Source organism: Pseudomonas mandelii, from assembly GCF_006438925.1.
GTDB lineage: Bacteria > Pseudomonadota > Gammaproteobacteria > Pseudomonadales > Pseudomonadaceae > Aquipseudomonas > Aquipseudomonas mandelii_C.
The window spans coordinates 498,876-518,492 of sequence record NZ_RCZA01000003.1; the positions used below are offsets into that span (position 1 = coordinate 498,876).

Annotated in this window: 17 protein-coding genes; 1 reads left to right on the forward strand and 16 read right to left on the reverse strand. The window is 60.0% G+C overall.

Annotated elements, in window-relative coordinates; genetic code table 11:
* Positions 1–78 precede the first annotated feature (78 nt).
* Positions 79–1,575, forward strand: coding sequence for a sensor domain-containing diguanylate cyclase (locus tag EAH74_RS09405; protein WP_140677839.1), 1,497 nt, complete (start codon positions 79–81; stop codon positions 1,573–1,575).
* A 68-nt stretch (positions 1,576–1,643) separates the two neighbouring features.
* Here EAH74_RS09405 and lpxC read toward each other — a convergent pair whose 3' ends face one another.
* The 16 genes from lpxC to mraZ all read right to left on the reverse strand — a co-directional run bounded on the left by lpxC (position 1,644) and on the right by mraZ (position 19,450).
* Positions 1,644–2,555, reverse strand: a complete 912-nt coding sequence (gene lpxC / locus EAH74_RS09410) for a UDP-3-O-acyl-N-acetylglucosamine deacetylase (RefSeq protein WP_095130494.1) — start codon at positions 2,553–2,555, stop codon at positions 1,644–1,646.
* Positions 2,556–2,667: 112 nt separating this feature from the next.
* A complete protein-coding gene (gene ftsZ / locus EAH74_RS09415; RefSeq protein WP_033061342.1) occupies positions 2,668–3,861 on the reverse strand; it encodes a cell division protein FtsZ in 1,194 nt (397 codons plus the stop codon).
* Between the two features lie 75 nt (positions 3,862–3,936).
* Entirely contained in the window at positions 3,937–5,196 is a 1,260-nt protein-coding gene (gene ftsA / locus EAH74_RS09420) for a cell division protein FtsA (protein WP_008147519.1), read from the reverse strand.
* A gap of 14 nt (positions 5,197–5,210) precedes the next feature.
* Positions 5,211–6,080: a cell division protein FtsQ/DivIB gene (locus EAH74_RS09425; protein WP_123365692.1), complete on the reverse strand. Its 870-nt coding sequence runs from the start codon at positions 6,078–6,080 to the stop codon at positions 5,211–5,213.
* A gap of 4 nt (positions 6,081–6,084) precedes the next feature.
* Positions 6,085–7,041 (reverse strand): D-alanine--D-alanine ligase, encoded by a 957-nt coding sequence (locus tag EAH74_RS09430; protein ID WP_140677840.1) that lies wholly within the window; start codon positions 7,039–7,041, stop codon positions 6,085–6,087.
* On the reverse strand, positions 7,038–8,498 hold the full coding sequence (murC, locus tag EAH74_RS09435) for a UDP-N-acetylmuramate--L-alanine ligase (RefSeq protein ID WP_123365690.1): 1,461 nt from the start codon (positions 8,496–8,498) through the stop codon (positions 7,038–7,040). The genes EAH74_RS09430 and murC overlap by 4 nt, the downstream gene beginning before the upstream one ends.
* Complete coding sequence (murG, locus tag EAH74_RS09440) at positions 8,491–9,561, reverse strand: undecaprenyldiphospho-muramoylpentapeptide beta-N-acetylglucosaminyltransferase (RefSeq protein ID WP_046048250.1); 1,071 nt, start codon at positions 9,559–9,561, stop codon at positions 8,491–8,493. Before murG ends, murC begins: the two co-directional genes overlap by 8 nt.
* On the reverse strand, positions 9,551–10,768 hold the full coding sequence (gene ftsW / locus EAH74_RS09445) for a putative lipid II flippase FtsW (RefSeq protein ID WP_111451317.1): 1,218 nt from the start codon (positions 10,766–10,768) through the stop codon (positions 9,551–9,553). The genes murG and ftsW overlap by 11 nt, the downstream gene beginning before the upstream one ends.
* Positions 10,765–12,111 carry a UDP-N-acetylmuramoyl-L-alanine--D-glutamate ligase gene (gene murD / locus EAH74_RS09450; RefSeq protein ID WP_140677842.1) on the reverse strand — a complete coding sequence of 449 codons (1,347 nt, stop codon included), beginning with the start codon at positions 12,109–12,111 and terminating at the stop codon, positions 10,765–10,767. The genes ftsW and murD overlap by 4 nt, the downstream gene beginning before the upstream one ends.
* Positions 12,112–12,116: 5 nt before the next feature.
* Complete coding sequence (gene mraY, locus EAH74_RS09455; RefSeq protein ID WP_123365686.1) at positions 12,117–13,199, reverse strand: phospho-N-acetylmuramoyl-pentapeptide-transferase; 1,083 nt, start codon at positions 13,197–13,199, stop codon at positions 12,117–12,119.
* A complete protein-coding gene (locus EAH74_RS09460; RefSeq protein WP_140677844.1) occupies positions 13,199–14,566 on the reverse strand; it encodes a UDP-N-acetylmuramoyl-tripeptide--D-alanyl-D-alanine ligase in 1,368 nt (455 codons plus the stop codon). Before EAH74_RS09460 ends, mraY begins: the two co-directional genes overlap by 1 nt.
* Complete coding sequence (locus EAH74_RS09465) at positions 14,559–16,022, reverse strand: UDP-N-acetylmuramoyl-L-alanyl-D-glutamate--2,6-diaminopimelate ligase (RefSeq protein WP_140677846.1); 1,464 nt, start codon at positions 16,020–16,022, stop codon at positions 14,559–14,561. The genes EAH74_RS09460 and EAH74_RS09465 overlap by 8 nt, the downstream gene beginning before the upstream one ends.
* Complete coding sequence (locus EAH74_RS09470; protein ID WP_185049251.1) at positions 16,022–17,761, reverse strand: peptidoglycan D,D-transpeptidase FtsI family protein; 1,740 nt, start codon at positions 17,759–17,761, stop codon at positions 16,022–16,024. The genes EAH74_RS09465 and EAH74_RS09470 overlap by 1 nt, the downstream gene beginning before the upstream one ends.
* Positions 17,761–18,054 (reverse strand): cell division protein FtsL, encoded by a 294-nt coding sequence (gene ftsL, locus EAH74_RS09475; RefSeq protein ID WP_033053422.1) that lies wholly within the window; start codon positions 18,052–18,054, stop codon positions 17,761–17,763. The genes EAH74_RS09470 and ftsL overlap by 1 nt, the downstream gene beginning before the upstream one ends.
* Complete coding sequence (gene rsmH, locus EAH74_RS09480; RefSeq protein ID WP_170206617.1) at positions 18,051–18,998, reverse strand: 16S rRNA (cytosine(1402)-N(4))-methyltransferase RsmH; 948 nt, start codon at positions 18,996–18,998, stop codon at positions 18,051–18,053. The genes ftsL and rsmH overlap by 4 nt, the downstream gene beginning before the upstream one ends.
* Positions 18,995–19,450, reverse strand: a complete 456-nt coding sequence (gene mraZ / locus EAH74_RS09485) for a division/cell wall cluster transcriptional repressor MraZ (RefSeq protein WP_008147486.1) — start codon at positions 19,448–19,450, stop codon at positions 18,995–18,997. Before mraZ ends, rsmH begins: the two co-directional genes overlap by 4 nt.
* Between the last annotated feature and the right edge of the window lie 167 nt (positions 19,451–19,617).

The following is a 19,617-nucleotide window of genomic DNA, read 5'->3' on the forward strand; positions in this document are numbered from 1 at the left end:
GAACGCAAACGGTTTCTGGGATTCTGCCTGAGTCTTGCAAAACACTTTCATAACGCCTCATTAGCAGAAGCCAGAACCATGAGTGTGAGCAGTGCAACATCTCACCACCCGATCCGGTCGACGCGATCGGAGCGGCTTCTGGTTCTCGGCAGTTTGCTGCTGGTGATTGCAATTCTGAGCATCGTGGCGTTCCTGCTCATTCGCGAACGCGCCAATGCTGAACAGTCTGCCACTCGCGCAGTGGCCAACATCGTGCAACTGATCGACGCCGACGTGCTGCGCAATGTCGAACTCTATGACCTGTCTTTGCTCGGCTTGATCGCTGCCTCGCAGCGTGAAGACCTCAAGAGCGTTTCCCCTGCCATCCGCCATCTGGCCTTGTTTGACCGTGCCACTGCCGCGCCGTACAAGGGCGACATTTTGTTGCTGGACAACAAGGGCGACGTGATCGCCGACTCGTCCTCGGTAGAGCCCAGAAAGGGCAATTTTGCCGACCGCGAGTACTTTCAGTCGCACGTGAACAATCGCGACCCGAGCATGCTCATCAGCCGTCCCTTCCGTTCCAGACAGCCTGAACATGAATGGCGAATCAGCTTCAGCCGCCGGGTCAGCGGCTCACAGGGCGAATTTCTTGGCGTGGCCGAAGCCGCCATGCGCTTGAGTTATTTCGATCAGTTGTTCAACAGCTTGAACATCGGTCGTGACAGCTCGGTCAACCTGATCAGCTCGGACGGGATTCTTCTGGCCCAGGAGCCCCGCCTGGCCGAAGAGCTGATTGGCAAGGACTTCAGCAACCGTCCCAACTTCCAGCGCATCGTTAAAGAAGGCAACGGCAGCTTCACCAGTGTTTCAAGCCGCTACCCGGACAAACGCCTGTACACCTTCTCCAAGGTGGGCAACTTGCCGTTGATCGTCATCGTTGCACTGTCCAGCGATGAAGTGTTTGCGTCGTGGAAGCGCACGACGGTAGTGGTTAGCGTTGCGACTATTGCGCTGTGCATCAGCTTGCTCTGGCTGACTTGGCTGCTCAGCCGGGAACTGCGCCTGCGCCACAACGCAGAACAGGAACTGGCGCAACTGGCGGCCACCGATGCCTTGACCGGCCTGGCCAACCGCCGAACGCTGGATCAGGTCCTGCGTCATGAGTGGTTCCGCGCTCAACGTTCCGGCCAGCCGTTATCGCTGCTGATGATTGATGCCGACCACTTCAAGGCCTTCAACGATCGCCATGGGCATCAGGGTGGCGATGATGCCTTGCGCTCGTTGGCCAAGGTGATCTCCGCCAATGTGAGGCGACCAGCGGATCTGGTCGCCCGTTACGGCGGCGAAGAGTTTTCGGTAATTCTCGCGGAAACCGACAGCCAGGGTGCGCAACAGATTGCCGAACACATCCGAGCGACAGTGGAGCAATTGCCGCTGGTGCCAGGTGCCGAGTCGCCGATTACTGTCAGTATCGGTATCAGTACCTGGACCACCTCCGCCGATATCAGCCTGGAACAACTATTGTTTGCAGCGGACAAGGCGCTGTATCAAGCCAAGGAAAGTGGGCGTAACCGGGTGGTCGCTGCGGATTGAGACCTTTCCCGCAGGCATAAAAAAAGGCCACCCGAAGGTAGCCTTTAAAAACTAGAGAGGTTTTTTACTTACACGGCCGCAACTGGACGCATGTAAGAGATCGGTGCAGTGCTGGCGTCTTCGAAAGTCACGACTTCCCAAGCATCTGTCTGCTCAATCAACTTGCGCAGCAGCTGGTTGTTCAATGCATGTCCGGACTTGAAGCCCTTGAACTCACCAATCAGGCTATTGCCCAGCAGGTAGAGGTCACCAATTGCATCGAGGATCTTGTGCTTCACGAATTCGTCTTCATAGCGAAGGCCGTCTTCGTTCAGTACACCATCCGCGTCGACCACAATAGCGTTTTCAACGCTGCCGCCGAGTGCGAGGTTGTGCTTGCGCAGGTACTCGATATCACTCATGAAACCAAAGGTACGGGCGCGGCTGACTTCTTTTACAAACGAAGTGCTGGAAAAATCCACGCTTGCACTTTGTGTGCGGTCACGGAAAACCGGGTGATCGAAATCGATCTCGAAGCTCACTTTGAAACCTTCGAAAGGGACGAAAGTGGCGCGCTTGTCGCCGTCTTCCACTGTCACTTCCCGCAGGATCCGGATGAACTTCTTGGCGGCGTCCTGTTCTTCCAGGCCGGCCGATTGGATCAGGAATACGAAAGGTCCAGCGCTACCATCCATGATCGGCACTTCAGACGCGGAGAGCTCGACGTAGGCGTTATCGATGCCCAGGCCAGCCATGGCCGAGAGCAAGTGCTCCACCGTATCCACTTTGGTGTCACCACTGACCAATGTGGTCGACATCGTGGTTTCACCAACGTTTTCCGCGCGGGCAGGAATCTGCACCACAGGGTCGAGATCGGCACGAACAAACACAATGCCGGTGTCGATAGGTGCGGGCTTGAGGGTCAGGTATACCTTCTCCCCGGAGTGCAGGCCTACACCTGTAGCACGGATAATATTTTTCAGTGTGCGTTGTTTAATCATGGCTTGGGCCGCTTCAGCGCAAATTGCGAACTGGTATCAACAAAGGCTGGCGATGATAGCAGACCAGACCTTTGCTGAACACCAATCACCTTCATCGCCCTGATACATTCCATCAATCAGCCTGACGACGCAGGAATGCCGGGATGTCCAGGTAGTCCAGATCATCTTGCGGATTCATCTTCGCGGCAGTCGCAGCACCGGCCTGAGCCTGGTTGCGCATGACGGTCGGACGGTCCAGGTCACGGTAGTTCACAGCAGGCGCTTCCTGACGGGAAGGCGCTTGTTGCTGCGGCTGCGATGCCACGGACGTATGCATGGTGTTGTCGATAACCTTCACAGGCTTCTCGATTTTCGCGCCCAAACCAGTGGCTACTACTGTTACGTGCAGCTCATCGCGCATGTCCGGATCGATAACGGTACCGACCTTGACCATCGCGTGCTCGGAAGCGAAAGCTTCGATGATGCTACCCACGTCGGAGTACTCACCCAGAGACAGGTCAGGACCGGCGGTGATATTCACCAAAATGCCGCGTGCACCTTGCAGGTTCACGTCTTCCAGCAGTGGGTTGCGAATGGCCGCTTCGGTGGCCTCACGTGCACGGTTCGGACCGCTGGCGCAGCCAGTGCCCATCATTGCCATGCCCATTTCGCTCATCACGGTCCGTACGTCGGCAAAGTCGACGTTGATCATGCCCGGACGCTTGATGATGTCGGAGATACCGCGAACGGCACCGGCCAGTACATCGTCGGCCTTGGCGAATGCGGACAGCAGGCTAGCGTCCTTGCCAAGGATGGTCAGCAGCTTCTCGTTGGGAATGGTGATCAACGAGTCGACGCTTTCCGACAGCAGACGGATGCCTTCGTCTGCGATCTGCATACGCTTGCGGCCTTCGAACGGGAACGGACGGGTCACCACCGCAACGGTGAGAATCCCCATTTCCTTGGCCACTTCAGCAATGATCGGCGCAGCACCGGTACCGGTACCACCGCCCATGCCAGTGGTGATGAACACCATATTGGTGCCCTGCAGGACTTCGGCAATGCGCTCACGATCTTCGAGAGCGGCCTGACGACCTACTTCAGGGTTGGCGCCAGCGCCGAGACCTTTGGTCACGCCGGTGCCCAGTTGCAGGATGGTCCGCGCGCCGATGCTTTTCAGCGCTTGGGCATCAGTGTTGGCGCAGATGAATTCAACGCCTTCAATGTTGCTCTTGACCATGTGGTTGACAGCGTTGCCGCCGCCTCCGCCAACACCGATAACTTTAATAACCGGGCTTGCGGGGATGTTGTCTACGAGTTCGAACATTTTCCCTCTCCTTACATTCTCTAGTTTTTTCGCCTACTGCTTTTTGCTGCGGTCTTGCGGTGCTGCGGTAAATCTTTAGAAGTTGCCTTGTACCCAGCTCTTGATGCGATCGAGCAAGGCGGCTTTCGGTTCTTCATTGCTGTAGCTGTCGCGGCTGCTGATGCCCGAGAACGAAATCCCGTCGGACTGCTTCTGCAGGCCGTACATCAGCAGGCCAACGCCGGTGGAATAAATCGGGTTACGGACCACATCGTCCAGGCCCTTGACGCCATGCGGCACGCCCAGGCGGACCGGCATGTGAAAGATTTCTTCGGCCAATTCGACTGCGCCTTCCATCTTCGACGTACCACCGGTCAGCACGATGCCGGCCGGGATCAGGTCTTCGTAGCCACTGCGACGCAGTTCGGCCTGGATCAGGGTGAACAGTTCGTCGTAACGCGGCTCGACCACTTCGGCCAGAGCCTGACGGGACAGCTCGCGCGGCGGACGGTCGCCGACGCTTGGGACCTTGATGGTTTCACCGGCACCGGCCAGTTTGGCCAGGGCGCAGGCGTAGCGAATCTTGATTTCTTCGGCGTACTGGGTCGGGGTGCGCAACGCCATGGCGATGTCGTTGGTCACCTGATCGCCCGCAATCGGGATGACCGCGGTGTGACGGATCGCGCCTTCGGTGAAGATTGCGATGTCGGTGGTGCCGCCACCGATGTCCACCAGGCACACGCCCAGCTCTTTCTCGTCGTCGGTCAGGACCGAGTAGGCCGAAGCCAGTTGCTCGAGAATGATGTCGTCGATTTCCAGGCCGCATCGACGCACGCATTTTTCAATGTTCTGTGCGGCGTTGACGGCGCAGGTAACCACGTGAACCTTGGCTTCCAGACGTACGCCCGACATGCCCAGAGGCTCACGAACACCTTCCTGGTTATCGATCACGTAATCCTGCGGCAGGGTGTGCAGCACGCGCTGGTCAGCCGGGATTGCCACGGCCTGGGCGGCGTCGAGAACTCGCTCGAGGTCGGCGGAGCTGACTTCGCGATCACGAATCGCCACGATGCCGTGAGAGTTCAGGCTGCGGATATGATTGCCAGCCACGCCGACGAACGCCGAGTGAATGCGGCAACCAGCCATCAACTGCGCCTCTTCGATCGCGCGCTGGATCGATTGCACGGTGGACTCGATGTTCACCACCACGCCTTTCTTCAGGCCACGGGACGGATGGGTACCGATCCCGACGATTTCCAGCGTGCCGTCGTCCGAGACCTCGCCGACCAGCGCCACCACCTTGGAGGTGCCGATATCGAGACCGACGATCATTTTGCCGCTTTGCACGTTTGCCATGGTCCTGCCTCTTCTTAATTCTTCGCGACAGCGGGTTGGGCTGCCGTGGGCGCTACAGGTTCCCGCCAGCCAACAGCGAGGCCGTTGGCGTAGCGCAGATCGATGCGCGCAATGTTCGTAATCTGTTCTTTAAGCGTCTTGTCATAGATGGCAATGAAGCGGCGCATCTTTTCCAGCAGGTTGCCGCGTCCCAGCAACAGTTCGATTCCCGGGCCTGCGCTGCCGGCGCCGGTGGTCAGGAACCAGCTGCCTCGGTCACGCAACTCCAGGCGCGCAATCGAGAAGCCCAACGGCCTGAGCATCTGGCTCAGCACCTGGTATTGCTGCATCACTTGCTGTTGGGCCCGTTGTGGGCCGAACAGCTGTGGCAAGTGTTCGTAGTTCGCCAGCTCTCGCGGGGTGAACGCCTGACCCTGGTTGTTCAACAGCGACTCATCGCCCCAACGGGCTACCGGCAGTTGTTCTTCCAGTCGGATCACCACTTGATCCGGCCACACCCGACGCACTTCGGCGTGGGCAATCCATGGCATCGTTTCAAGCTCGGTGCGCATGCTCTCCAGGTCGATGGTGAAGAAGCTCGACGCCACGTACGGGGCGATCCGCTGCTGCACCGCTTGCTGGCTGATGTAACTCAAGTCGCCCTGCACGTTGATCTTGGTGATCGGCCGGTCGGCGTACGGCAGCAATCGCTGTGCGCCTTCGTAAGTACCGAAACCCAGTGCGACCAACAGCACGGGCCAGAACAGGCTTTTCAGAAAACCAAAATTGGCTTTCGGCAGGCGCGCAGACATCGGCTCTTTGGCCACCATTCGGCTGGCACCCCGCGGTACCGGCTTGCGGCCGGGTGGTGCGGAGGGCTGATGTCTCAGCTGTGCGCCTTGCATGGTCTTAACCTCGCGGCTCGATACTTGCGGCCAGAATCGCCAGAACCAGTTGCTGGAAATCCAGACCGGCAGCACGAGCCGCCATCGGCACCAGACTGTGATCGGTCATGCCCGGTGCGGTATTGACTTCCAGGAACCAGAACTGCCCGTCGGCATCCTGCATCACGTCAGCCCTGCCCCAACCGGCGATACCCAGCGCCTCACAGGCTTTCGCCGTGAGGTCCATCAGTTCTTTTTCTTTGCTGCTGTCCAGGCCACACGGAATCCGGTACTGAGTATCGGAAGCCACGTACTTGGCGTCGTAGTCGTAGAAGCTGTGCGTCGTGCCCAGGGCAATCGGTGGCAACACCTGGTCACGCAGGGTGGCGATGGTGAACTCCGGACCTTGAATCCATTGCTCGACCAACACTTGCGAATCGTAGGTACTGGCCGCTTTCCACGCGTCGATCAACTCCGACGCGGAGGTCACTTTGGCCATCCCGATACTTGAACCTTCATGGGCCGGTTTGACGATCAAAGGGAAGCCCAGTTCCGTCGCCGCCGAAATACAATCGGCCTCAGAACTCAGTACGGCATGGCGTGGCGTCGGAATACCGAGGCTGTGCCAGATCTGTTTGGTCCGCAGTTTGTCCATGGCCAGTGCCGAGGCCAGAATGCCGCTGCCGGTGTACGGAATACCCAGGCATTCCAGCAGGCCCTGCATGCTGCCGTCTTCACCGCCACGACCGTGGAGAATGATGAAGGCGCGATCGATTTTTTCGTTCAGCAGACGCTGCAAAAGATCATCGCCCACGTCGAGACCAAACGCGTCCACACCGGCGCTTAGCAGCGCGTCGAGAACCGCGTTGCCCGACTTGAGAGAAACCTCACGCTCGGCACTCTTGCCGCCGAAGAGCACGGCGACGCGGCCGAAATCTTTCGGCGCAATAGTGGAGACGAGGTTGGCGTAAGCAGCAGTCATTTCAACTTCCCCACACTCGGCGCAGCAACGGCGCCTGCGAACAACGGACTTTTCAACAGTTTCGGTGCAAGACCACCGATGTCACCGGCGCCCTGGCACAGCAGGATGTCGCCAGCACGCAGCAGCGGCTTGACGATCGGCGCGAGGTCGACACCTCGCTCGATGTAGATCGGGTCGAGCTGACCGCGCTGACGAATGCTGTTGCACAACTTGCGGCTGTCGGCGCCCGGGATCGGTTCTTCACCGGCCGGGTAGACTTCCATCAGCAGCAGGACGTTGGCGTCGGCCAATACATTGACGAAATCGTCGTACAGGTCGCGAGTCCGGCTGTAACGGTGCGGCTGGTAGACCATCACCAGACGGCGCTCCGGCCAGCCACCGCGCACGGCTTTGATGACCGCGGCGACTTCGGTCGGGTGGTGACCGTAGTCGTCGACCAGCATCACGCTGCCACCCTCTACCGGCAGCTCGCCGTAGACCTGGAAGCGTCGGCCGACACCCTGGAACCCGGACAGGCCCTGGACGATGGCTTCATCGCTGACGCCTTCATCGGTGGCGATGCAGATGGTTGCCAGTGCGTTCAACACGTTGTGGTTGCCCGGCATGTTCACCGAGACATCCAGCGGATCGCGATCAGGACGCAGCACGGTGAAGAAGGTCTGCATGCCCTGTTGACGCACATTGATCGCGCGCACGTCGCAGTCGTCGCCGAAGCCATAAGTGACGGTCGGACGTTTCACTAGCGGCAGGATTTCACGCACCACCGGATCGTCCAGGCACACCACCGCCAGACCGTAGAACGGCAGGTTGTGGAGGAACTCGACGAAGGTTTTCTTCAGTTTGTTGAAGTCACCGTCGTAGGTCGCCATGTGGTCGGCGTCGATGTTGGTGACCACAGCCACCAGCGGCTGCAAGTGCAGGAAGCTGGCGTCGCTTTCGTCAGCTTCAGCGATCAGGTAACGGCTGGTGCCAAGCTGGGCATTGGTGCCCGCGGCATTCAGACGGCCACCGATCACGAATGTCGGGTCCAGGCCACCGGCGGCAAACACCGAAGCGATCAGGCTGGTGGTGGTGGTTTTGCCATGGGTACCGGCGACGGCGATGCCGTGGCGGTAACGCATCAGCTCAGCCAGCATTTCAGCGCGAGGCACCACCGGAATGCGGCGTTCCAGGGCAGTGGCGACTTCCGGGTTGGACGTGTTCACGGCACTGGAGGTGACCAATACGTCAGCGTTCGCAGCGTTCTCGGCACGGTGACCGATGTAAATGTGGGCGCCGAAGGACTCGAGACGCTCGGTCACCGGCGAAGCTTTCAGGTCGGAACCGGACACTTCATAGCCCAGGTTCAACAACACTTCGGCAATGCCGCACATGCCCACGCCGCCGATGCCGACGAAGTGGATGCGACGGATGCGGCGCATTTCCGGTTGCGGCATGGCTTTCTGATTCTCAACCATGGGCCACCTCCAGGCAGGTATCGACCACGTTACGGGTTGCATCGGGTTTGGCCAGGCGGCGTGCCGCGGTGGCCATGTCGGTGAGTCGTTGTGGTTGCATCAGGACCTCTGTCAGGCGTGCGGCAAGATCCGCTGCGCCAGTCGTTCTTTGCGGCATCAGGAAGGCAGCGCCTTCACGGGCCAAATAATCGGCGTTGCGGGTCTGGTGATCGTCGATCGCGTGGGGCAAAGGCACCAGCATCGAGGGCAGACCGGCGGCGGCCAGTTCACTGATGGTCAACGCGCCTGCGCGGCACACCACCAGGTCGGCCCAGCCATAGGCTTGGGCCATGTCTTTGATGAAAGGCTGCACTTGCGCCTCGACGCCAGCCGCGCGATAGCGCTCTGCAGTCACTTCATCGTGGTTTTTGCCAGCCTGATGAAACACTTCCGGGCGCAGGTCGGGGGCGACTTGCGACAGGGCTTCAGGCAGCAACTTGTTCAACGGTTCTGCGCCCAGGCTTCCGCCCAGGATCAGCAAACGCGCCTTGCGACCGGCCAGAGCCTGTCGCGGTGTTTCGAGGAACAGCTCGGTGCGCACCGGGTTACCGGTGGTCCGACGGCTGCCCGACAGGGTAAAGGTGTCGGGGAACGCTTCACAGACTCGGGCGGCCAACGGCACCAGCAACCGATTGGCGGTACCGGCGACGGCGTTCTGTTCATGAACGATCACCGGCACGCCGGCCAGTTTGGCTGCAACGCCACCAGGACCGGTCACATAACCACCGAAGCCGACGACACACACCGGCCGCAGCTGGCGAATGATCGCCCGTGCCTGCCAGATCGACTTGAGCAACATGAACGGCGCCTTGAGCAGGGACAATTTGCCCTTGCCACGCAATCCGCTGGCATTGATCCGATGCAGTTCGATGCCGGCCACCGGGACCAGATCGTTCTCGATGCCACGCGGTGTCCCGAGCCAATGCACGGTGTAACCACGGGCCTGGAATTCGCGGGCACACGCCAGCGCCGGAAACACGTGGCCACCGGTGCCGCCCGCCATGATCAATACGTTAGCGCCCATGGGTCGGCTCCTCGGCGAAGTCGCTCTCATGGAACTCCATCTCTTCGCTGCCCAAGTGGGTTCGACTTTCCCATTCAATGCGCAGCAACAAACCGAGACAGGCACAGCAGATCACCAACGAACTGCCGCCATAACTGAGGAACGGCAGGGTCAGACCTTTGGTTGGCAACAAACCGACGTTCACCCCGATGTTGATCAGGAACTGACCAATCCACAGGAACGACAAGCCGTACGCGATGTAGGCGGCGAAAAACTGCTTGGCCTTCTCGGCCCAATAACCGATGTACATGCCACGAATACAGACAAAGACGAACAGCGCTACCGTGCACAAAGAACCCACGGCACCCAGTTCTTCAGCCAGGACCGAGAACACGAAGTCGGTGTGGGCTTCGGGCAGGTAGAACTGTTTCTGCACGCTGTTGCCCAGGCCAACGCCCAGCCATTCGCCGCGACCAAAAGCGATCAACGCTTGAGACAACTGATAGCCGGCACCGAACTGGTCGGCCCACGGGTCCGCAAAGTTGGTCAGGCGCGCCATTCGATACGGCTGCACTTGAATCAACAACACCACCGCCGCGACCGCCAGGACAACCATCAGGGAAAAACGGAACAGCCCGACCCCGCCGAGGAACAGCATCGCAGCTGCAGCCCCCATCATCACGACGGTGGCACCGAAGTCCGGCTCCATCAGCAACAGACCCGCCATTGGCAGCAGAACGATGAACGGCTTGAAGAAGCCCATCCAGCTTTCACGCACTTCTTTCTGACGACGCACCAGGTAACCGGCGAGGTAGATCACCACGAACACCTTGGCGATCTCGGAAGGCTGAACGTTGAAGAAACTGAAGCCGATCCAGCGCATCGAACCGTTCACTTCACGGCCGATCCCCGGGATGATCACCATCACCAGCAAACCGAACGCACCAATCAGCATCAGCCAGCCCAGGCGTTGCCAGGTGGCGATCGGAATCATCATGGTGACGACGCAGGCACCCAGGCCCAGCACGATGTAGATAAGGTGGCGAATCATGTAATACAGGGCGCTGCCCGATTGCACAGCCGCCACTTCGGTCGAGGCCGATGCAATCATGACCAGCCCGAGACCGATCAATGCCAGGCAGCCGGCGAGCATCGGGAAGTCGAGGTCGATGCCGCGCCCGGTGATGATCGGCGACGGGTACGGCTTGATGATGTTTCTCAGGCTCATACCAGATCCTCCACAGCGCGGACGAACTGGTGACCACGGTCTTCGTAATTCTTGAACATGTCGAAACTGGCGCAGGCCGGGGACAGCAGCACGGCATCGCCCTTTTCTGCGATGGCGCGGCATTGTTCGACCGCTTCGATCAGCGAGTTCACGCGAATCAGCGGCACGGCATCGCCAATGGCCTGAGCGATCAGCTCGGCGTCGCGGCCCATCAGCACCACGGCGCGGCAGTTGGCCGCCACCGGATCACGCAGGTCCTTGAACTCGGCACCTTTGCCGTCGCCACCGGCGATCAGCACGAGCTTGCCGTCGATGTCCGCGCCCAGGCCTTCGATGGCAGCCAGTGCGGCGCCGACGTTGGTGGCTTTGGAATCGTTGTAGTAGCTCACACCATTCAGGTCACGGACCCACTGGCAGCGATGCTCAAGCCCGGCGAAGGTGCGCAGGCTCGACAGCATGGCATCAAATGGCAGGCCGACAGCGTGGCCCAGGGCCAATGCCGCCAAGGCATTGGACTGGTTGTGGGCGCCGCGAATTTTCAACTCGCGCACCGGCATCAGGTTCTGGAATTCGAAGGCCAGGTACTTCTCGCCGTCTTCTTCACGGATACCGAATGCCTTGAAATCAGGTTTGCTCAAACCGAAGGTCCAGCATGGCTGACCCTCGCCAATCAGCGGACGGCTGAGGGCATCCTGACGGTTGACCACAAACTGCTTGGCACCCCGGAAGATCCGGTGCTTGGCCAGGTGATAAGCCGGCAGACCGCTGTAGCGGTCCATGTGGTCTTCGCTGACGTTGAGCACGGTCGCCACTTCGGCGTTGAGTTGATCGGTGGTTTCGAGCTGGAAGCTCGACAGTTCCATCACGTACAGCTCGACGTCGTCGCTGAGCAAATCCAGCGCCGGCGTACCGAGGTTGCCACCGACAGCGACACGCTTGCCGGCCGCTGCAGCCATCTCGCCCACCAGCGTGGTGACGGTGCTTTTCGCATTGGAACCGCTGATGGCAACGATCGGCGCCTTCGCGTTACGCGCGAACAGCTCGATGTCACCGGACAATTTCACGCCACGGGCGGCGGCAGCCTGCAGGGCCGGGGTCGCCAACGCCAGGCCGGGGCTCACGTAGAGCTCGTCGGCGCGGCACAGGAATTCGACGTCCAGCTCGCCACAACGCACTTCCACGTGCGGATAGTCACGCTTGAGCGTGGCCAGTTCCGGTGGATTTTCCCGCGTATCGGCAACAGCAAACGACGTGCCCCGGTTCGCCAGGAAGCGAACCAGGGACATGCCGCTCTTGCCGAGGCCGACAACGATGCGGAAGTGGTCAGAAGCGATCAGAGACACTCGTTCTACCTCAGCTTCAGGGTGGCAAGGCCAACCAGCACGAGAATCACGGTGATGATCCAGAAACGGACGATCACGCGTGGCTCGGGCCAGCCCTTGAGTTCAAAGTGGTGGTGAATCGGTGCCATGCGGAACACACGGCGACCGGTGAGCTTAAAGGAGGCAACCTGAATGACGACTGACAGGGTCTCCATCACGAACACGCCGCCCATGATGAACAGGACGATTTCCTGACGGACAATCACCGCGATGGTGCCCAGTGCCGCGCCCAGCGCCAGTGCGCCGACGTCGCCCATGAACACCTGAGCCGGATACGTGTTGAACCAGAGAAACCCGAGGCCCGCGCCGATCAAGGCGCCGCAGAACACAATCAACTCGCCTGCGCCCGGCACATACGGAATCAGCAGGTATTCAGCGAATTTCACGTTACCCGACAGGTAGCAGAAAATGCCCAACCCGCCGCCGACCATTACGGTGGGCATGATCGCCAGACCGTCGAGGCCGTCAGTCAGGTTGACCGCGTTGCTCGAGCCGACGATCACGAAGTAAGTCAGGACGATGAAACCTGCACCCAGCGCAATGCTGTGGTCCTTGAGCATCGGCAGGATCAGGGTGGTTTCCACCGGCGTCGCTGCGGTCTTATAAAGGAAGATCGCTGCACCGAGGCCGAACACCGATTGCCAGAAGTATTTCCAGCGACTCGGCAAGCCACGAGAGTTCTTCTCGATCACTTTGCGGTAATCGTCGACCCAGCCGATCGCGCCGAACAGCAAAGTCACCAGCAGCACGGTCCACACGTAACGGTTGGTCAGGTCAGCCCAAAGCAAAGTGCTGACGCCGATGGACGACAGAATCAGCGCGCCGCCCATGGTCGGGGTGCCGGACTTGGACAGGTGCGATTGTGGACCGTCGTTGCGAACGGATTGACCGATCTGACGGTTCTGTAAAGTGCGGATCATCCACGGGCCATAGCACAGCGACAAAACCAACGCGGTCAGCACACCGAGAATCCCGCGCAGGGTCAGGTACTGAAAGACCGCGAAGCCTTTGTAGAACTGTTGCAGATACTCCGCTAGCAGCAGCAGCATTAATGTTTCTCCAGGCTGGTCCCGCACAAAGCGGCGACGATGTTTTCCATCGCAGCGCTGCGTGAGCCCTTGATCAAAATGGTGGTGTTTGTGTCTTGCTCGGCGCCCAGGGCCTTGATCAGTTCAGCCTGAGTGCTGAAGTGAAAGGCCTGTGGACCGAAAGCGTTTACGGCGTGAGCCATCATTGGCCCGACAGCGTAAAGCGCGGAAACCTTGCCGCGGGCGTACTCGCCCACATCGCGGTGCCCCTGCTCCGCCCAATCGCCCAACTCGCCGATATCCCCGAGCACCAGAACGGTGCGGCCGGAAAAGCCGGCGAGTATATCAACGGCGGCGCACATGGAGGTGGGGTTCGCGTTGTACGTGTCATCGATCACGCGCATGCCATTGCTGGCCAGTTGTGCGACGGTGCGGCCCTTGACCGGTTGCACCGCGCCCAGACCGGTGGCGATGCCGAACAGCGACACGCCCAGCGCATGGGCGGCGGCGGCGGCGGCCATGGCATTGGCAACGTTATGGGTGCCGAGCAGGTTCAGTTGAACGCGCTCCACACCTTCAGGACTGTGCAGGTTGAACGCCGGGCAACCGCGAGCGTCACGGTCCAGATCGCTGGCGTAGAAATCGGCACTGACATTGCTCAAGGCGAAGGTCAGCACTTTGCGACCGGCAGCGCGGGTCTTCCAGATGTCGAACGCCTTGTCGTCAAGATTGAGAACGGCGACGCCATCGGCATCCAGCCCTTCAATAATCTCGCCCTTGGCTTCAACGATTTTTTCCGGCCCGCCGAACTCGCCGACGTGGGCGGTCCCGGCGTTGTTGAGCACGGCCACATGAGGCTTGGTCATGTCGACGGTGTAGGCAATTTCGCCGAGACGCGAAGCACCCAGTTCGATCACCGCGGCGGTATGTTCCGGTGCGAGCTCGAGCAGGGTCAGCGGAACGCCGAGGTCATTGTTCAGGTTGCCACGGGTCGCCAACACCGGACCGCGCGTGCGCAGGATGCTGGCGAGCATTTCCTTGACCGTGGTCTTGCCGCTGGAACCGGTGATGGCCGCAACGGGATGGGTGTAAGCCGCACGGTTCAACGCGCCGAGTTGCCCCAGCGCCTGACGAGTATCTTTCACCAGCAACTGCGGCAGTGTGCTGTCGGCGACTTCGCGCTCGACCAACGCCGCTACGGCGCCTTTTGCCGCTACGTCATTGAGATAGTCGTGACCATCGAAACGCGGGCCGGTCAGGGCGATAAAGAGTTGGCCTGGTTTGATCGCGCGGCTGTCGATGCTGACGCCGTCGAAGCTGGCATCGGCAGTGACCAAGCGGGCATTCAGCGCGCCGGTCAGTTCGCTCAGTTTCAGGGCTTTAAGCATGGGCCACCTCCCACGCGGTCAAGGCGTGATCGGCCTCGACCAGATCGGAGAAGGCGTGACGCTGGCCGTTGATTTCCTGATAGTCCTCGTGACCTTTACCGGCCAGGACAATCACGTCATCCGCCGAAGCGCTGGCGATCAATTGGGCAATCGCCTGGCCACGGCCAGCGACGAAGGTGACTTTATCCACAGCGGTAAAACCGGCGCGGATGTCGTCGAAGATCACTGCCGGGTCTTCGGTGCGCGGGTTGTCATCGGTCACCAGCACGCCGTCAGCCAGACGCTCGACCACCTCAGCCATGAGCGGACGCTTGCCGCGATCGCGATCACCACCGCAACCGAACAGGCACAGCAAACGGCCTTTGGCGTGAGGACGCAGGGCCATCAAGACTTTTTCCAGCGCATCCGGTGTGTGGGCGTAATCGACCACCACCAGCGGCTGAGTACCGCCGCCGAGTCGCTGCATGCGTCCGGCCGGACCTTCGAGTTTCGGCAAGACCTTGAGAATTTCGTCCAGCGCGTAGTCCAGACCGAGCAAGGCGCCGACTGCGGCCAGCACGTTGCTCAGGTTGAAACGACCGAGCAAGGTGCTGCGCAAGTGATGCTCACCCTGCGGCGTGACTAATGTGGCGCGCACGCCTTCGTCATCGAACTGCGCTTCACGGCAAAACAGGTAGGCGCTGGCGTCTTCGAGGCTGTAGGTAATCAGGCGCGATTCACGTTTGTCCGCAGCCAGTTGGCGGCCGAAATCATCGTCGAGGTTGACCACCCGGCACTTCAAATCATTCCAGGCAAACAGCTTGGCCTTGGCTTCACCGTAGGCTTGCATGGTGCCGTGGTAATCCAGGTGATCGCGGGACAGGTTGGTCATCACCGCCACATCGAACGCCAGTGCGGTCACGCGGCCCTGATCCAGACCGTGGGAAGAAACTTCCATGGCGACGGCTTTGGCGCCCGCCTTTTTCAGGTCGGCGAGGGTTGCTTGCACGGCGATCGGGTTCGGCGTGGTGTGCAAGCCGCTTTCGAGCGCGCCGTAAAAACCGGTGCCCAACGTGCCGACGATGCCGCAGTGCTGGCCGAGCAAATCCAAGGCTTGCGCAACCAACTGCGTCACGCTGGTTTTGCCGTTGGTGCCGGTCACGCCGATCAGGTTCAGGTGACGACTAGGGTCACCGTAAAAACGCCCGGCGATGTCCGACAGCTGCGCCGCCAGGCCTTTGACTGGAATCAGCGGAACATCGGTAATCGGCAATACGGTGGCGCCTTCGACTTCATACGCCACGGCGGCAGCACCGCGCTGCAAGGCGTCGGCAATGTGCGCGCGGCCGTCGAACTTGCCGCCAGGGACGGCGAGAAACAGATCGCCAGCCCGCACGTTGCGGCTGTCCAGGGTCAGTTCGCGGATCAACAGATCGCGGCCGGCGTGGGCGAAAATCTTGTTCAGACTCAGAGACATCAGCCGCGCCCTCCATTGGCTTTCAGCGGAACGACCGGTGCTGCGTTCGCTTGTTGAGTAGGTGGCAGGTTGTCCGGGGTGATGTTCATCAGGCGCAAGGTCCCGGACATCACTTTGCTGAACACCGGGGCCGAAACCAGACCGCCGAAGTAACCGGCTTTGGTCGGCTCATCGATCACCACCACGATTGCGTAGCGCGGATCGTTCATCGGGCCGAAGCCGGCGAACAGCGAGCGGTAGGAATTCTCGGCGTAGCCTTTGGCGCCCACCGACGTCTTGCGCGCCGTACCCGACTTGCCTGCCACGTGATACGCCGGCACCTGCGCGCGGAATACACCGCGTGGGGCTTCGATCACTTGTGTGAGCATGCCTTGCATGGTTTTCGCGACCGCTTCCGGCAATACCTGTGTGGTTTGCGCTGGCTTGTCGGTTTTGATCAAGGTCAGCGGCGCGAGGCGACCGTTGTTGGCCAGGGCCGAGAAGGCGTGGACCAACTGGATCGCAGTCACGGAAATACCGTAGCCGTAGGACAGCGTTGCGGTTTCAGCCTTGCGCCATTCGCGGTAGTTCGGCAGGTTGCCGACGCGCTCGCCCGGGAAGCCCAGGCCGGTGTCCTGGCCGAGGCCGACTTTCTGTGCCAGACGGAAAATCGTTTCGCCGCCGATATCGAAAGCGACCTTACTCATGCCGACGTTACTGGAGTTGATCAGAATGCCGGTCAGGTCGAGCACCGGCCCCTCAGACTTGGAGACGTCCTTGATCGTGTATTTACCAATCTGCAAGGTGCCCGGGTACACCTCGACGGTATCGCTCGGCTTCCAGCGCCCGGTTTCAATCGCAGCGCTCATCGAGATCGCTTTCATCGTCGAGCCAGGCTCGAACACGTCGATCATCGCGCGGTTACGCATCATCGCCGGTTGCAGGTTGCGACGGTTGTTCGGGTTGTAGGTCGGCTGGTTGACCATGGCGAGGATCTCGCCGCTCTTCACGTCCATGATCACCAGGCTGCCGGCCTTGGCGCCGTTCTCGATGATCGCGTTACGCAGTTCACGGTTGGCCAGGTATTGCAGACGCAGGTCAATGGACAACGCCAAGGGCTTCCCGGCCTTGGCGTTTTTGGTGACCTGAACATCCTTGATAAGTCGGCCACGCCGATCCTTGATCACCTGTCGCTTGCCGGGGACCCCGGCCAGCCATTCGTCGTAGGCCAGCTCGACGCCTTCACGACCGTGGTCATCGATGTCGGTAAAACCGACCATATGGGCAGTGACTTCACCGGCCGGGTAGAAACGCCGAAATTCTTCGATGCCATAAACGCCCGGCACTTTCAGATCGAGCACGGACTGGCCCTGCTCGGGGGTCAGCCCACGCACCAGGTAGATGAATTCTTTATTGGCTTGAGCCTCGAGACGTTCGGCCAGGGCTTTCGGGTCCTGCCCCAAGGCAGCCGCCAGTGCAGGCCACTTCTCTTTCGCCGTTTGCATTTCCTTGGCATTGGCCCAAAGGGTGGTGACTGGGGTACTCACGGCCAAAGGCTCGCCGTTACGGTCGGTGATCAGACCACGGTGAGCCGGAATCGGGATATGACGAACGCTGCGCGCATCGCCCTGACCTTTAAGAAAGGCACGGTCGACGACTTGCAGGTCGATGATGCGCCAGCAAATAGCCACGACCATGACGCCGAGCAAACCCAGCACCAGGCGGAACCGCCATGGAAAGAGTGCGCCCTCGAGTTTCATCATGGCGCCACCATCTGCACTTCAGCTGCGCCAGGAATGCGCATCTTCAGTTGCTCGGTCGCCAGGACTTCGATACGGCTGTGGGCGGTCCAGGTGCTCTGTTCGAGAATCAAACGGCCCCACTCCGCTTGCGCCTTGTCGCGCACGCTCAACTCGTTGTACAGGGAGTTCAGCAGTTGACGGTTCCAATGGGCGCTGTAGGAAACGCCGATGGCCGACACGAGCACGCCAATAAACAGCAGAAACATGAAAAAGCTTCCGCCGGGAAGTGGCTTGGCGAAAAGCTTGCTCACCGCAGCTTCTCCGCGACGCGCATGACGGCGCTACGGGAACGTGGGTTGGCTTTTAGTTCGGCCTCGGAGGCGGACTGTGCTTTGCCATGGATTTTGATTATTGGTTCGAAGGCGACGTGACGTACCGGCAGGTTGCGCGGCAAGTTGTCGGCTTCGCCTTTCACCAGTTTGCGCATGAACAGTTTGACGATGCGGTCTTCCAGCGAGTGGAAACTGATGACCACCAGGCGGCCACCGACTTCCAGGCATTCCAGTGCGGCTTCGAGGCCGGCTTCCAGATCACCCAGTTCGTTGTTGACGTGAATTCGCAAGCCCTGGAACGCACGGGTCGCCGGGTTTTTGCCCTTTTCCCATGCAGGGTTGGCGACTTTCAGGACTTCAGCCAGATCGGCAGTGCGTTCGAACGGTTTGATCTCGCGACGCTCGGCCACGGCACGGGCCATCCGGCCGGAGAAACGTTCTTCGCCGTATTGCTTGAACACCCGGGCGATTTCTTCCACCGGGGCGGTGTTGACGAATTCGGCAGCACTGATCCCGCGAGACGGGTCCATGCGCATGTCCAGCGGGCCATCATTGAGGAAACTGAAGCCGCGTTCAGGGTCGTCGAGCTGCGGCGAAGACACGCCCAAGTCGAGCAAAACGCCGCTGACCTTGCCGGCCAGACCACGTTCGGCGACTTCCGAACCGAGCTCGGCAAAGCTGCGCTGTACAACGACAAAGCGGCCGTCTTCGGCCGCTAGCGTTTGCCCGGTGGCAATCGCTTGAGGATCTTTATCGAATCCGAGCACCCGACCATCCGGGCCTAGCTGGCTCAAGATCAACCGACTGTGCCCGCCGCGCCCGAACGTACCGTCCAGATAGCAGCCATCAGGACGTACGGCGAGAGCCTCTACGGCTTCGTCAAGCAGTACGGTGATGTGGTTAAAGCCGCTATCAATAGTCACAGGATCAAATCACGCAGTTCATCAGGCATCGCGCCCGGTTGTTGAATAGCAGCCAGGTCAGCGGCAGAAACCGCATCCCAGGCATCCTCGTCCCATAATTGGAACTTGTTCAGTTGGCCTACCAACATCGCGCGCTTATCCAACTTGGCATATTCACGAAGACGCGGCGGAACCAGAAAACGACCACTGCCATCGAGCTCGAGGTCGACGGCATTACCAATCAGTAAACGTTGCAGGCGGCGGTTCTCTTCGCGAAGCGAAGGCAGTGCGCGCAGTTTGGTTTCAATAATTTCCCACTCATCGAGGGGGTAAACACACAAACATGGATCAACGGCATCAATTGTGACGATTAACTGACCGGAACTACGCGAAACGAGCTCGTCACGGTACCGGCTCGGCATAGCGAGACGGCCCTTTGCGTCGAGACTGATAGCGTTAGCTCCGCGAAACACGTCAGCGTTTCTCCAAATATTAGCGTTTTGAGCTCAAAAAACCCACTTCATGCCACTTTCCGCCACTTGCGCACACTATAGGAATGCGGCCACCGCACCGTCAAGGCGCGGATTAAAGGAAAAGCCTTACAGAACTGAGATTTAGGAGTGCAAAAGGAGGGGTAGCG